This is a genomic window from Lactiplantibacillus paraxiangfangensis (genome assembly GCF_036246185.1).
Lineage (GTDB): Bacteria > Bacillota > Bacilli > Lactobacillales > Lactobacillaceae > Lactiplantibacillus > Lactiplantibacillus paraxiangfangensis.
This window is the reverse complement of sequence record NZ_BTPW01000020.1, coordinates 1-14,638: the sequence shown is the minus strand read 5'-3', so window position 1 is coordinate 14,638 and position 14,638 is coordinate 1. Positions and strand designations below refer to the sequence as shown.

Genomic DNA, 14,638 nt, shown 5'->3' with positions numbered 1-14,638 from the left:
CTCACACATTCAAACGATGTGTGGGGATCTTTTAGTTAACCTTTAATTTCTTTGGTATCAACGAGTACTTTGCTAACCATTCGTAGCTCATCGGTCAATTCGGAAGTCCGAATCCGGCCGAACTCGTCTAAGAACTTGCCAAGGCGTTCTTCATTTACTTTTTCAATCAACTTAGCTACTGACTCACCCTTCGGAGTAAGGGTTAAATACCGGTAACGTCGATCATATGGATCGATGTTCAACACAATCAAGTCATTATTAATCAGATAGGTTAGTTTTCTTGAAATGGCAGACGAAGAAACGTGCCGATCAGCTGCTAGTTCCTTCACTGTAATCCGATGTTCACTGCTGTGATCCAAGTAGTAAAGGATTAGAAATTGTTCAAACGAAATATCGGCGTCTTCCACCATCGTTTGGATGATTTCTCGTAAATGACTTTCCAGCCACGACATCCCTACTAAGACCTTCTCAAACAGTTCTGCATCATCATACTTTGCCTTTTTTTCCATGGTATCAGTCTTCAATTCTTCCAACCCCATTTGAGCGTCGTGTTCAGGCGGAGATTATTCACGACTCCGTGACTAAGCACGGTCACTAACTGCTGGCATAATTGTAATTTTAAGGTCACGTGTCATCTTCTTTTCGATGGCATCTTGAACGGCACGATCCGTTACAACTAAGCTAGATAACTTACTCTTCCCATCCATAATGTCTTTGACGTGTTGGTTATCCAAGTTGTCTGCAGACACGATTGGTAAGACATGGAAATGTTCGTTGGTTGCCTTTAAGCATTGATCAAACAATGGTGTATCGACACCCATAACTAGAACACTGTCTTGCTTTTGTAAGACAGATGATAACCACCAAGTTAATAATTGCGCTTCAGAATGGAATACGTTAGTGATGGCTTCATCCTTGTTAACAAGTTGAATCGATAATTCATGGTTGCTACCATATTGCTTGATCATCGCAATCGAGCGATCTGGCCGGTAGAAGTTTTCTAATGTAACTTGTGAATTGTTCGTCCGGTCGAGGTACTGCGTTACTGACATGAAGCCAGCTGCGTCATAAACATCACGCCGCGTTGCAATTGAGCCGTTGAAGTACGTGATATACCAAATAGCACCGTTCTTACGGTACTTCAGATCCATAATCAAGTTGCCACCATCATCAGCGATAGCCGTAATCTGTTGGTCTGAGTTCCGTTTGTATTGCCATGCTGGGTTGTCAGGCAATTCTGGCTTTGATTTGGCCACTTCGCCTGGAACCTTTGATTGGATAGCATAGTACATGTTAAATAGGCCAGTTTGTTTTTCAACTAAGCCGTTATTTTGATAGCTCTTCCAAATATCAGGTAAGCTGTCATTGTAGTTAACCGTGACAACGTTAGCGTCACCCTTAACTTCATTCTTCAAGAGTCCCATGATCATAGCCATTGAAGTCTTTTCTTCATCGGATAATGATTGAATTAAATCATTGCTGAAGAGGAAGTACTTCGATGATTGGTCAAACTCAACAGGTGAGACCAAGTGGGTCGTGCCGTAATCTGATTTTAACTTAGCGTCAATGCTTTCAATCTTTTGTTGTAAGCCTTTAACGGAAGTTTCGTTTTCATCATAGTCATGTTGTAGCCGGTTGATCTTTTGATTAACCAAATTCAACTGACGTGACTGTTCATCCTGCGCGTTTTTAGTCTTACGGTCATAGGCTACTAAGGCATCTTGAGCGGTATGTAACGATTTTTCCGCAGTCGTGATGGCGTGTTCTTTGCTTGACCGTTCACGAGTTTCAGATTGTTCACGTTTTTGGAGTTTAACGAGTTCACTGTTGATTGCGTCACTCTTTGAATACAGGTCTTGCGCTTGCTTTTCTTGTTGCTTCATTAATACAAACAACTTCTTCAAGTCTTGTTCGCCTTGAATAGCTTTACGCATATCCGCTTCATTTTGACGCAAATCAGCTAATGACCGTTCGGATTGGCTAATCTTTTGTTGCAATGAGTTCAACGTTTGGTCGCTCTTAGCTAAGGAGTGCTTAGCATCATCATACTGTTTTTGGGCAGTATTGATTTTAGCAACCATCGTCTTACGTTCGTCGCCATTATTCGTGACAACTTTATCCTGTTTCTGTAAAGAAACTTTAGCATCAGCTAACTGTTGACCCAGGTTCTTTTGTTCCGCAACTAAACTCTCGTAACGTTGCTTTTCGTGCTTGCGGTCCTGAACCAATTGAACCTTGAGTTCCCCACGTAAAACTTGGTACTGACTGTTCAAATCAGACATTTCACGTTCAATCATTGAGCTGGTCTTTGCGGACTTTTGCCCTGCACGACGCTGATTGACGCGGTTCTGTCCTTTAATTGGTGTAACGTTGGATGCAGTCGCACTACTGCTACCTGCTGGTGAAGCACCCGCGGCTTTTTGATCATTGCCAGGTGTAACTTTGGGCTTTGGCTTCTGAGCAGCGACAGTCGAGGTCGCTGTTGCGCGCTCAGAATGACCCGCAAAATCCTCATTCTTATCTTTGCGCTTTAAACTGAACATCTTCATAATGCAACTCCTCCATAAACTTGATTGTTTGCTCAAAGAGTAGAAAGGTCGGGAAAGCGACCTTTCCATCCGTTCAGCAAATAATCAAGTTGTAATTAATTATTATGCTTCATGCTTGCGACGTGATACACCGAAGTACAGTGCTGAACCCATTAACATCGTCCCAAGACCTAAGATTGCTAAAGCAGTCCCATTTTCGTCTTCGTCAGTTTGTGGCAATGCCTTTGCATCGGAAGTCTTAGTCTTAGGTGTTTCAACAGGTTTCAAAGCAGCGGCTGCAGGAAGAACACCGGCAGTCCCAGCTTCAACGGGTTGTTGTGCAACCGGTTTAGCAACTGGTGCAGTACTACCTTGAGCCTTATCACCATCGGCAGGAGCCGTAGTTGGTGCGGTGCTACCTTGAACCTTGTCACCATCGCCAGGTGCGGTTGTTGGAGCCGTAGTTGGTGCAGTTGTAGGCGCCGTAGTTGGTGCGGTCGTTGGAGCCGTAGTTGGTGCGGTTGTTGGGGCCGTAGTTGGTGCGGTCGTTGGGGCCGTAGTTGGTGCGGTCGTTGGGGCCGTAGTTGGTGCGGTCGTTGGAGCCGTAGTTGGTGCGGTCGTTGGAGCCGTAGTTGGTGCGGTCGTTGGAGCCGTAGTTGGTGCGGTCGTTGGAGCCGTAGTTGGTGCGGTCGTTGGGGCCGTAGTTGGTGCAGTCGTTGGTTGCGACGTCTTAGCGTAGACCAACGTTACAACACTGTCAGCATCACCAATCGTACCCTTAGCGTTACCTTCCTTGAGGCTGTAACCTTCGAAAGTCTTGGTTGCATCGTAGGCCGTACCAGTTTCGCCAGTAAAGGCCTGATCGTCTGCAAGTGCGTTACCATCTTCGTCAACGTACTTAGCAGTTACGGTGTATTGAGCAGCAGCGTCCTTGCTGTAAACTAACGTTACAACACTGTCAGCATCACCAATCGTACCCTTAGCAACACCTGACTTAAGCGTGTAACCATCAAAATCCTTGGTTGCATCGTAGTCTGTGCCAGTTTCACCAGTAAAGGTTTGATCGTCTGCAAGTGCATTACCATCTTCGTCAACGTACTTAGCAGTTACGGTGTATTGAGCAGCAACGTCTTTGTTGTAAACAAAGGTCAACACGTTAGGACCAGCAGCTAATGCAACCGCATTAGCGTCGCCATCTTGAAGGGCACCGTTATCACCAAGTTTGTAGCCAACGTAAGTGTAACCAGCAATTTCAGGATGAACAGCGGAATAAGTCCCTTCATTTTGGGTAAATGTCCCATCAGCACCTTGGATAAATTCAGTAGCTTGAGCAACTTCATTACCATCTTTATCTTGGTACTGAACTTGTAGTCCTGTACTTTCAACATAAGCTAAACTAACATCCAGGCCAGATGCACCAAGCGTCCCTGTTAAGTCCTTATCAGCTTCAACAAAATGATAACCATTCAATACAGCTGGTGTAATCGTGTAAGTGCCACCTACGTCACCGGCCTTAGTGACTACAGCATCATCTACTGGAACCAACTCACTGCCGTTTGCACCTTGCTTATTGACAATGTAGTAAGTCACCTTGATATTGGCTTGATCAACTGGTGTTGATGTATTTTCAGTTACATAGTTCCAGCCGGGAACAGAGGCATTGCCCACGGTACGATCATTGGAATTCGGCACATCTGCAAATTGCAACGAACCAGAAGCACCATCCGTAAGTGCTTTATAAACAAAATTGAAGGTTATGTCATCACCAATAGCACTGTATGGAATCGGTGCAAATGAAGTCGCAGAGGTTTCATTCAATTGAGTTGTTTTGTTATTAGTCTTGTAAGAAGCCAACGTCCATGTTCCACGATCAGCGCTTGAACTAGTCTGCTTGATTGTGAACTGACCATTAGCATTGCTCCAGTCAACTTCACCAGGAGTAGTATTCTTTGTCAACGTAATGTTGACATTATAAGATTCACCGGCTTTAGGATTACTGATTGCAGTATTCTTAACATCTTGTCCGGCTACATTATCATTATTTTTAGCAACCGTGTCGGAGTTTTTATCCGTAGGAACCACTTCACTAGGTGCCACGGAAGTAACATCAACTTTGGCAGCTTCTGAAACACTAACCGTTGCTTGTGAAGCTGGCTTCGTAACTGTTGGTGCAGCTTGTGAAACTGCCGTATCAGCAGCTTTAGGTGCAGTAGCACCTTTGGTTGCATCATCAGCAGCTGGCTTTGCAGCAGTGTTAGTATTAACCTTGGCAGACGTTGCTTGAATTCCTTGGGTAGCAGGTGCAGCAGAATTCGTAGTGTCAGTCTTAACTTGTGCTTGAGTATCGTCCTTTACATTCGATGCAGAACTGGCACCAGTATTAGACTTCGTATCCCCTTGAACTTCTTCAACTTGTGAACCACCATTATTGGAAGTATCAGCAGAAGCGTTTACATTTGCAAGAGAGAGTCCGGCAAGTAAAGCTAAGGTCGTTGCACCAGCAGCAACCCACTTTTTGCCGTCCTTATACATCTTTACCCGGTATACTGAATCGCCGGTAATTTTTTGATTATCTTTTGACATGTGGTTTTCCTCCCCAAACATCAACCAAATACACCGCTTAATCAAAACGGTGGGTGACAAATCGCTTGCCAACCCACCATCTTAGTCACGCGTATTTGTGTTGTGTCTATTACACCATTAATGATTCCATTGGCATTCGATCACACTGTAATGACTCAAACTTGAATCAAGGCCGCGTAATTCGCCAAAGAACATCATTAGTAACACTTAATGTGTACGATGATGTGCATCCCTGGTAAAATATTAAAATCATTGAATCTCATAGTATGTGCATCACTATTATAATTACGAGCTCAATCATTTAACGGGGTAACCTGTTAACTCTATAATCTCTCATAATTATAATAATATCAAGGGATAAATTAGTACAATAATTAATTTATGTCCTAAAATTAACCTTTTGGTAAAAACAGCTACTACACACACTAGGAAGTTAGGCGTTTGATAAGAAACCTGCTTAACTCCGTTGAATCATGATTTTACTTTAGAACAAGCCTTTAAGTGCTGAAATCAAGTTCAAGACGAATGAATGGAATCCACCAAAGATATCGTTTGAAACACTTGAAGTGTATGATGACGTATGCGTACCTGGAAGTACGTGGAAATCGTTAAAGAAACTCATGTTGTTTGCCTCCCCTATTAATGAATTTTTTAGGATTCAACTTATTTGTTGAATAAACCCTTAAGTGCTGAAACTAAGTTCAAGATGAATGAATGGAATCCACCGAATGGATCGTTTGAAACACTTGAAGTGTATGAAGAAGTATGGGTACCTGGTAATACGTGAAAATCGTTAAAGAAACTCATGTTATTTGCCTCCTATGGCAGTTAAAATTTTAATTTAGAATAAACCTTTAAGCGCTGAAATTAAGTTCAATACGAATGAATGGAATCCACCAAAGATATCGTTTGAAACACTTGAAGTGTATGAAGCGGTGTGAGTACCTGGTAAAATATGGAAATCATTGAAAAAGCTCATGCTATTTGCCTCCCGTGGCAGTTAAAATTTTAATTTAGAATAAACCTTTAAGTGCTGAAATTAAGTTCAATACGAATGAATGGAATCCACCGAATGGATCGTTTGAAACGCTTGAAGTATATGATGATGTATGCGTACCTGGAAGTACGTGAAAATCGTTAAAGAAACTCATGTTGTTTGCCTCCCCTATTAATGATTTTTAGGATTCAACTTATTTGTTGAATAAACCCTTAAGTGCTGAAACTAAGTTCAAAAGGAATGAATGTAGCCCACCGAATGGATCGTTTGAAACACTTGAAGTGTATGAAGAAGTGTGGGTACCTGGTAATACGTGAAAATCGTTAAAGAAACTCATGTTATTTGCCTCCTATGGCAGTTAAAATTTTAATTTAGAATAAACCTTTAAGTGCTGAAACTAAGTCCAAGATGAATGAATGGAATCCACCGAATGGATCGTTTGAAACACTAGCAGTATGTGATGAAGTATGAGTACCTGGTAATACGTGAAAATCTGCGAAAATTCCCATGATATGTTGCCTCCCTTTATTAATGTATTAATCTAGTTATCAGTAATTAGCTTATTTGTTGAATAAACCCTTAAGTGCTGAAACTAAGTTCAAAAGAAATGAATGTAACCCACCGAATGGATCATTGGAAACACTTGAAGTGTATGAAGAAGTGTGGGTACCTGGTAATACGTGAAAATCGTTAAAGAAACTCATGTTATTTGCCTCCTAATGGCATTAAAAATTTTAAAATTTAGAATAAACCTTTGAGTGCTGAAACTAAGCTCAAAACAAATGAATAGAAACTACCGAGTGGCGCATTTGAAACACTAGCAGTATGTGATGAAGTGTGTGTGCCTGGTAATACGTGAAAATCACCGAAAATACCCATGATATGTTGCCTCCCTTTAATTATGAGTTATTAGTTATCAGTACTTAGCTTATTTGTTGAATAAACCTTTGAGTGCTGAAACTAAGTTCAAAAGAAATGAGTGTAAACCACCAAATGGATCGTTGGAAACACTTGAAGTATATGATGACGTATGCGTACCTGGAAGTACGTGGAAATCGTTAAAGAAACTCATAATGTTTGCCCCCTTTTCTGATTAATACTTTTTTTAATTGATTTAGCCTTTTACAGCATCAATCACATTGAAAACAAATTTACAAAAGCATGAAGAAGCTAATTGATTAAGCCATCGTCATATCAGACAACTTGATGGTCATGTTATTGAACTATCAGATTGAAGTTCTCATTCAATTTGTTCATCCAACCTATCAGTGGCTTGAAATATTTAAGTGAATCGTTCAAGTCATTTAATCTTCATGTGAAACAAGTAACCTTGTTTACGGTTAAATAGTAACCAACCAGGCACACTTGCGTCAATAAAATAACTAATATTTGAATAAATACAGGGCAGTATCATATTCATTAGGAAAATATGCACACTATGTACAAGTCATGCGTTTCACTATGATTTAAAAATAGCCCAATTTCGGCCTATTTCAGCATGTTTTAATGCACTTAAACGTCCCTAATGACACCGCTTAACCTACTGGTATCAAAGGGTTTTAATTTTACTGTTGCTGTCAGTAAATTGGTCTAAATTACTAATTACCCATCTAATATCACTATTAATATTTTTTATTTTTTTGGACCAAATTGCCCCCTTTTTTTGAAATAATTATTAATAATATTAATACAAAGACATACTTCCTTCACAATTAGACAAATCGGTGTACCCATCGTTTACCAAGTAAGTACATCAAAATTGCACAAAAAAGTCGACCATGATGACGCTTCCGTCACGGTCGACTTTTTTGTGTAATTCATCATAAATCTTTTTTTTATTACCCGTGTTGATATTGCAAACGATAAAAATCACGGTACCGGTCATGGGTCGCTAGTAAGGTCTCATGATCACCATCCCCCGTAATTTGACCGTCTTCCATAAATAGAATCCGCGGGTAGGCTTCAATCTGGTTGAGTCGGTGGACGATCGTAATCGTCGTTAATTCTGCTGGTAACGTTGCTAACAGCTGCGTTACCCGTTCCTGGTTCTGATTATCCAGGCTCGCCGTCGCTTCGTCTAAGATCAGCAGTGATGGTTCACGAACTAAGGCCCGCACGATGGCAAGGCGTTGGCGCTGCCCACCAGAGACGTTTAAACCGCGTTCTCCGACGTCCGTATCCAACCCAGCCGGTAATTCAGCTAACCAGTCACCAAGCCCGACTTGGCCTAATAACGTCATTAGACGCTCATCTGAGACCGGTGTCGTCGATCCAAGCAGTAAATTATCTCGCATAGTTCCGGGCATCAAGTCAACTTCTTGACTCACGTAGCCAATTTGGTTTCGAATCGACGGAATCGTATAACTCGATACGGAGTGCCCGTTTACGTCCAACGACCCAGTAGTCGGCTCGTAATAAGCTTCTAGTAACGAAACTAAGGTGGTCTTCCCGCTCCCGCTTTCACCAATCAAGGCAATGCGTTCACCGCGGTTAATTTGCAGGTCAATATCTTTAAGAACTGGTTTATCAGCTTCATAACCAAAGTCCACGTGGTCAAAGTCAACCGTGTCGATGGTGCTTAACGTAGCCCCATCTAACCGCTTGTCTTCAACCGGGCTGTCCAAAATATCATCGATTCGTTCAGTAGCACCGACCGTCTGTTGAACGGCAGTCACTAACCCAGTCACACTACTCAAAGGTGAGATCATCTGAACCGCGTACATTAAGAACGCCACTAAACTCCCAATGGTCAAGGCTTTTGTTTGCACTAGGACCCCACCATAAACGATGATGACGAAAATAGCGCCCAGCAGCATGATGTTTAAGATTGGGTTCAAAAATGAAATTAACTTAATTTGCCGAACACTAAAGCCCTTGATTCGGTTAACCTGATCCGTCCCTTGTTGCTTCAAGGATTTTTCAGCGACCATGGCTTTAACGAGTCGGTTTTGTGAAATCATCTGTACGGACGCACTGTTCAAGTTGGCTGTCTCTTTTTGAATTGCCTTCGAGATTCGCGCCAAAATTTGGCCCATCGGTACAATGATGAGTGCCATCAACGGCACAACAATCAAAATAATGATCGTTAATTTAAAGTTCAATAAGAGCATTAAGGTCACTGACCCGATGATCGAGATGACCCCATTAATGGCGTTCGAGAATTGACTAGAGATTAATTCAAAGATAGTTGACGTATCGTTAACCACCCGACTAGAAAGTTCCCCGGTCCGGTTATGGTCAAAATACGGAATGGGTAAATCAACAATGTGTTCCCACAACGTACTCCGCAGCTTGGACACCGCGTCGACCCCGGTATAACTCAGCAAAAAGCTCGACGCCACACTTGAAAAGAGTTGCACAATAATCACAACGGCCAATTTTCCTAACAGTTGTCCAGACGTCCCGTGATTAAACGCATCGATGAAATCTTTCAGCATTAACGTAATGCCTAAACTACAAATCGTTGCTACGAAGGATAATAAAATGCCTAAAATGAATAGTCCTTTCTTAGGACTCGCATTCGTCGTAATTAAGCGTAGTAGGTCCCTCGTGCCATACTTACGCTTAGGCGGTTGTTTAACCGCACTCGCTGCGTTACTCGCCATATGTTGCTACTCCCCTCATTGCCTGAATATCTGGCTGAACGACATGGTCATTCCATTTTTGCCATACTTTGGCTTCAGAGAACTGACTACTGCGACCGTACGCCGCTTCACTCATTTCAGCTAATTGCTCTGGCTGTCGTAATAGTCCGAGAATCACTTTGCCTAATTCCACCAAGTTGTTGGCCGGAATCAACCGTCCGTTTTGGCCATCTTCAATCATGTCAGACGGCCCGTATTTGACGTCATACGCCACTACTGGAACCCCGTGACTAAGTGCTTCAAGAATGCCTAAGTTGAATCCTTCATATTGACTCGTCAAGACCATCATCTGAGCCTGGTCATAGACGGGCGTCAAATCGTGAACAAACCCCTTAAAACTAATAAAGGATTGCCACTGTTGCGAATTAACGAGGTTACGAAGCCGTTTTTCTTCTTTGAAGCCCGTCCAGGAGTCGCCATACCCGTAAATGTCTAACGTGACTTGCGGTAACTTCTCATGCACGTACGCAATTGCTTTGATCAGCTGATCTAACTGCTTTTCGACTGACAAACGGGCGACGGCAATCACTTTACCTGCCTGGCGCTGACTAAAGTCTACTGGTTGCGCGTCCAGCCGTTCATCGCTGACACTGCCCACCGGAATCCCGATGGTTGGCACGATGTTATGGATATGGTTCGTCATATCATCACACTCAGCCTGAGTGGACATAATGAAGCCATTCATCTGGTCAGCGTGGTCGAGCCCAATTTGGGTGTACGGCACGATTGGCGAATTGACTACGTCTAAAGGATCCAAAGTAAAGTTACTGTGCAAGAATTCGTACTTACGCGCCGTGGTCGTCATTTCAACTAGCGGGTGCATCCCCGCGTCGCTACGATCAACGATCATCGTCCCGTGTCCGCCAAATTCCGTGTTGATTGCATCCAAGAAGAAAGCCGTTAACTGATCCCAGTCTTCAAATTCATAGGTATTCCCTTTGTAATTGAGGACCCGTTGATGGGTCGCCACCGGTTCGTGGTGTTCATTGGGCCGGAAAAAGGTCTCTAAAACCGGTTGTCTCTTCGGATTTAGATGCTGTTCAAACACAATGATCTGGTTTTCGTCAAAATACTGCGCGACGGACAAGAACCCCCGCGTATCGTAGTAATCTCGCCGACTAACAGCATCCTGTGGATTTAAGATATCAACGTAATCAATGTTGCCCTTTGGATTCAAAACGATCCGCTTGCGCCGCTGGTTCCGTTGGATCACGTCAAATTCACGCGTATTGACCCGTACTAAGGTTTCTCCCTTAACGCGCGGATAGTTGGCCGCCGTCAGTGGGTCCCCTTCGTAATCAGTCGTGCCTTGAAAATAATCGTACATATTAACAACAAATTCATCATCCAGCCCGACTTGGTGCATATTTTGATGCAAGTCGCGCACATAATTGCGCGTCACGATCATCGCCGGTACGCGGTGTTTCGTAAAGAGGCGTTGCCGGTTGATCATCGCCAGTTCAATGGCTGATGGTGTTGAATCAATTTTGCTCGTAATGAAAAAGTACATAGCCTATGCCCTCATTTTTTATCATTCATGTGACAAACTTTCAACTGGATCTAACCGGGCAGCCATGTGTGCTGGCGCTAAGGCCGCTAACAAACTAATAACCACACTGACAGCCATTCCGCCTAGCATTGCAGTCCCTGAAATTCGCACAATTGGATATTTAATTAAACTGTAGATAGCAGTGTTCCCTAACACTTGCCATAATTGTCCAAAAATAATCCCCATAATTGCAGCTAATACCCCAATAGTTAGGGCTTCAGCAAAGAATAAGTGACTGATATCACGCTTACGGGCACCTAAAGCTCGTAAAACCCCGATTTCACGTGTCCGTTCAGACACACTGACATACAAGACCACGATGATCATGATGGCGGAAACTAATAACGCAATCCCCGCAACCCCGGTCAAGACGTTCGTTGCTAAACGAATGTAGGTGTTCAAGGAATCAATCAAATCACCAATTCCAGTGTAGTTGTACTGTTGCTTCTTATTTGAGCCCTTAATGGCCTTGATCTGGTGTTCAACGGACTTGACGTGACTCAACTTATCAATCTGTACAATGGCAAAGTTTGGCCGGTAAGTAACCTTCTTAGTGTTCACCATTGCTTTAGCCGTCTTAGGTGTCACAACGACGTTGGTATCGTTGCTACCTGTGATCCCGCTAACTTTTAACTGTTTTTTCACGGTTACGGACTTGTTATGCTTGTCGACCATGGACAACTTAACCGTCACACGTTTATTCAACGCTTGCTTGTACTTCTTCGTCCCAACTAACTTTTTAGCGAGCTTCCGCCCAATCAAGACTCCATTAGTTCCGGGACGGGTCCCGTTCTTAATGGTCTTAGCTAAAATAGTCTGGTTATCCGTTTGTAAGCTAACCGTGGCCTTGTTCTTCTTATAACTAGCCTGGGCGCCCGCATAGTAACCGAGTGTCGTGGATTTAACGTGTTTGATTTTGGCAATCTTGTTAATGTTTGCACTAGTAATTTGAGCATTCTTGGCCGCCGCCGTTGTTTCTTTGTTGACCGCTTCCTTATAAGCCTTCGCCGTTTTCGCTTTGTCACGCGCTTTGGTGCTGACTTTGCCCGTCTTCTTACTAATCTGAACCGCCGTTGGGTTAACTTGTGACGTGATTTGGTGATTCATATAATCCTGAATCCCAGACCCCAATCCAAGCATCACGACAATACTACTGATCCCGATTGATGAGCCAAAGATAATCAACAGGTACCGTAACCACATCCGGCGCATATGTTGCATTGACATCTTAAACATTTGTCGAAAACCTAGTACCCGGTAACGGGTGGGCTGCTTTTCAACGTCATCAAACGGGGCCCCGATGACTAACTCATCGTGAATTTTCCCATCATCTAAGTGCACGATCCGCGTCCCGTAATCGGCAACTTCTTGTGAGTGGGTCACCGTGATAACTAACTTGCCTTCCGCAGCGATTGAATACAAGATATCCATGACATCCTGCGTGTTTTCACTATCTAACGCCCCGGTCGGTTCATCGGCAATGATAATATCAGGATCACTGGCCAGCGCCCGCGCAATCGCGACCCGTTGTTTTTGTCCCCCTGACAGCTCATTTGGAAATTGGTGGGATTGTTTTTCCAAGCCAACCCGTTTTAACAGCGCCTCACCCTGCTTCACCTGTTCGGCGTGTGAGAGCCGTGTCATCTTTAATGAGAGTAAAACGTTATCCAAAACATTCAGATAACTTACTAAGTTGAAGTTTTGGAAAATAAACCCAACCGTTTCACGCCGATACCGGTCCATCTGCCGTTCATTCATTGAACGTAACGATTTACCATCCAATAAAACGTCACCATCATAATGGTGATCCAAGCCCCCGATAATGTTCATCAATGTAGATTTACCACCACCAGACTCCCCGAGAATTGAAATAAATTCCCCGCGGTCAAAGTTTAGGTTAATACCTTTCAAAATCACGTTTTCCTCGTGATTTAAGGTATAGGCTTTACGAATATCATGTAATTCTAAAAAGCTCATATATATGTACCTCCCGATTCTTTTTTGGAGAATACCCCAGAATACAGTTCCTCAGTAATAACTTTGCGATTTTTAGTGAATGATGTAAAGTGTTATCGAATACCAGGGGTAACTATTTATTAATCTAACAATTAGCACCTAAATCCCCGTGGTAACTACTTATTGTTAGTAACAATTAACGTAAACAAGTTGTGAATTTTCTTTGAAAATGCTTTCTCAGACCATTCAGATACCAGCAAAAGTACACCGGTTAATAAAGCGCTTTAGCAAACTAAATAACCGCTTTTTTCCAAACAAAAACCCGCCCTCAGAAAGTGATACTTTCCTGAAGACGGGTTTTAAGGATATTTGCTGTTAATTTTAAGCTATCGTTCTGTTATTTAAAGAAACTCTTCTTGGCAACGATGCGATAAATGGCGTCGCCAAGACCGGTCACGAACACGATCCCGAGGCCAACGTATTGGAGCCACGGGAGGCTATCTTTAATACTGACCACCTGACTGCCGGCACCAAAAAGAATCAGGCCAAAGACAATCAGAATACTTTCAACTAAGTTCAACGTTCGCATAGTTACTCTCCTCATCGACTCGGATTATTATTTCTATTATAACTGAAGTGACAGCGTTTTGAAATCACCGCAACGATGAGCTGCTAATGATATCGGTCGTGAAGGTGGCTTTTGACCGGTGATTTTCCGGTCTTAGGCCACGGACGGTTCGGGACAATTGCGACTTTTGCAATCGTTCCGGGCGAGGGGCTAGACCGCTCCCCAGGCTAGCCCCGGTCCCACGACCGCATGTCATCAGTGGCAACCGGAATAGCTCATAAGTAACTAATCAAAAAAACGTCGCTCGGACGCCACAAAAGCAGTCCGAACGACGTTATTCTTTTATTTAGGCTCTAGAATATTGGGTGTTGATGGATTTCCATCAACACCCAGTTTTTGTGTAAAATAAAAAGGACAAATCTCCTCAATGCACCACTAGCACCGACCAAAGTAAAAGTAAAGGCAAGTGAGAAAAGATGTCCCAAAACCATTTTATCGAAGATACTCTTCAAATTAAAGACCCAAATATTATTTGTACTGATATTGATAGTAGTGATCCAAGCAAACAGGTTGTTCACGCCAAACTGACCTATCCTTTAGAGAACTGCCCACTTTGTGGCCAGCCAGAAGTAGTACGTTTTGGGACTAATCTAATTAATGTCAGAATGCCCCCAGTCAAAGAACGGCCAATTATTTTAAAATTGCGTAAGCAACGTTATCGGTGTAAATCCTGTAAGCATACTTTTAGCGCACAAACATCATTAGTTAAACCGCATTGCCAGATATCAGAAGATACGAAGCAAATGATTATCT

The 14,638-nt window shown here is 42.9% G+C and carries 15 protein-coding genes; 1 reads left to right on the top strand and 14 read right to left on the bottom strand.

Translation table 11 applies throughout. The features are described 5' to 3' along the window. Positions 1-35: 35 nt before the first annotated feature. The 14 genes from AAA939_RS11170 to AAA939_RS11105 all read right to left on the bottom strand — a co-directional run bounded on the left by AAA939_RS11170 (position 36) and on the right by AAA939_RS11105 (position 13,846). Positions 36-524: a MarR family winged helix-turn-helix transcriptional regulator gene (locus AAA939_RS11170; protein WP_338230884.1), complete on the bottom strand. Its 489-nt coding sequence runs from the start codon at positions 522-524 to the stop codon at positions 36-38. A 57-nt stretch (positions 525-581) separates the two neighbouring features. Then, positions 582-2,549, bottom strand: a complete 1,968-nt coding sequence (locus AAA939_RS11165; protein WP_338230883.1) for a hypothetical protein — start codon at positions 2,547-2,549, stop codon at positions 582-584. 102 nt (positions 2,550-2,651) lie between these two features. Beyond that, on the bottom strand, positions 2,652-5,111 hold the full coding sequence (locus AAA939_RS11160; protein WP_338208839.1) for a MucBP domain-containing protein: 2,460 nt from the start codon (positions 5,109-5,111) through the stop codon (positions 2,652-2,654). 484 nt (positions 5,112-5,595) lie between these two features. Beyond that, a complete protein-coding gene (locus AAA939_RS11155) occupies positions 5,596-5,733 on the bottom strand; it encodes a hypothetical protein (RefSeq protein WP_137606536.1) in 138 nt (45 codons plus the stop codon). Positions 5,734-5,774: 41 nt separating this feature from the next. Then, positions 5,775-5,918, bottom strand: coding sequence for a hypothetical protein (locus tag AAA939_RS11150; RefSeq protein WP_338208835.1), 144 nt, complete (start codon positions 5,916-5,918; stop codon positions 5,775-5,777). Between the two features lie 34 nt (positions 5,919-5,952). Next, positions 5,953-6,090, bottom strand: coding sequence for a hypothetical protein (locus tag AAA939_RS11145; RefSeq protein WP_338208832.1), 138 nt, complete (start codon positions 6,088-6,090; stop codon positions 5,953-5,955). 211 nt (positions 6,091-6,301) lie between these two features. Then, positions 6,302-6,445, bottom strand: a complete 144-nt coding sequence (locus AAA939_RS11140; protein WP_338208828.1) for a hypothetical protein — start codon at positions 6,443-6,445, stop codon at positions 6,302-6,304. Between the two features lie 34 nt (positions 6,446-6,479). After that, a complete protein-coding gene (locus AAA939_RS11135) occupies positions 6,480-6,617 on the bottom strand; it encodes a hypothetical protein (protein ID WP_338208830.1) in 138 nt (45 codons plus the stop codon). A gap of 51 nt (positions 6,618-6,668) precedes the next feature. Continuing rightward, positions 6,669-6,812: a hypothetical protein gene (locus AAA939_RS11130; protein ID WP_338208828.1), complete on the bottom strand. Its 144-nt coding sequence runs from the start codon at positions 6,810-6,812 to the stop codon at positions 6,669-6,671. 37 nt (positions 6,813-6,849) lie between these two features. Beyond that, positions 6,850-6,987: a hypothetical protein gene (locus AAA939_RS11125; protein ID WP_338208827.1), complete on the bottom strand. Its 138-nt coding sequence runs from the start codon at positions 6,985-6,987 to the stop codon at positions 6,850-6,852. A gap of 959 nt (positions 6,988-7,946) precedes the next feature. Further along, positions 7,947-9,713: an ABC transporter ATP-binding protein gene (locus AAA939_RS11120; RefSeq protein ID WP_338208825.1), complete on the bottom strand. Its 1,767-nt coding sequence runs from the start codon at positions 9,711-9,713 to the stop codon at positions 7,947-7,949. Further along, a complete protein-coding gene (locus AAA939_RS11115) occupies positions 9,703-11,262 on the bottom strand; it encodes a glycosyltransferase (protein WP_338208823.1) in 1,560 nt (519 codons plus the stop codon). Before AAA939_RS11115 ends, AAA939_RS11120 begins: the two co-directional genes overlap by 11 nt. 21 nt (positions 11,263-11,283) lie before the next feature. Next, on the bottom strand, positions 11,284-13,278 hold the full coding sequence (locus AAA939_RS11110; RefSeq protein WP_338208822.1) for an ABC transporter ATP-binding protein/permease: 1,995 nt from the start codon (positions 13,276-13,278) through the stop codon (positions 11,284-11,286). A gap of 376 nt (positions 13,279-13,654) precedes the next feature. Further along, positions 13,655-13,846, bottom strand: a complete 192-nt coding sequence (locus AAA939_RS11105; RefSeq protein ID WP_338208821.1) for a hypothetical protein — start codon at positions 13,844-13,846, stop codon at positions 13,655-13,657. 455 nt (positions 13,847-14,301) lie between these two features. Between AAA939_RS11105 and AAA939_RS11100 the strand changes: the two genes are divergently transcribed. Further along, a partial coding sequence (locus AAA939_RS11100; protein WP_338230860.1) for a transposase family protein occupies positions 14,302-14,638 on the top strand: 337 nt, incomplete at its 3' end.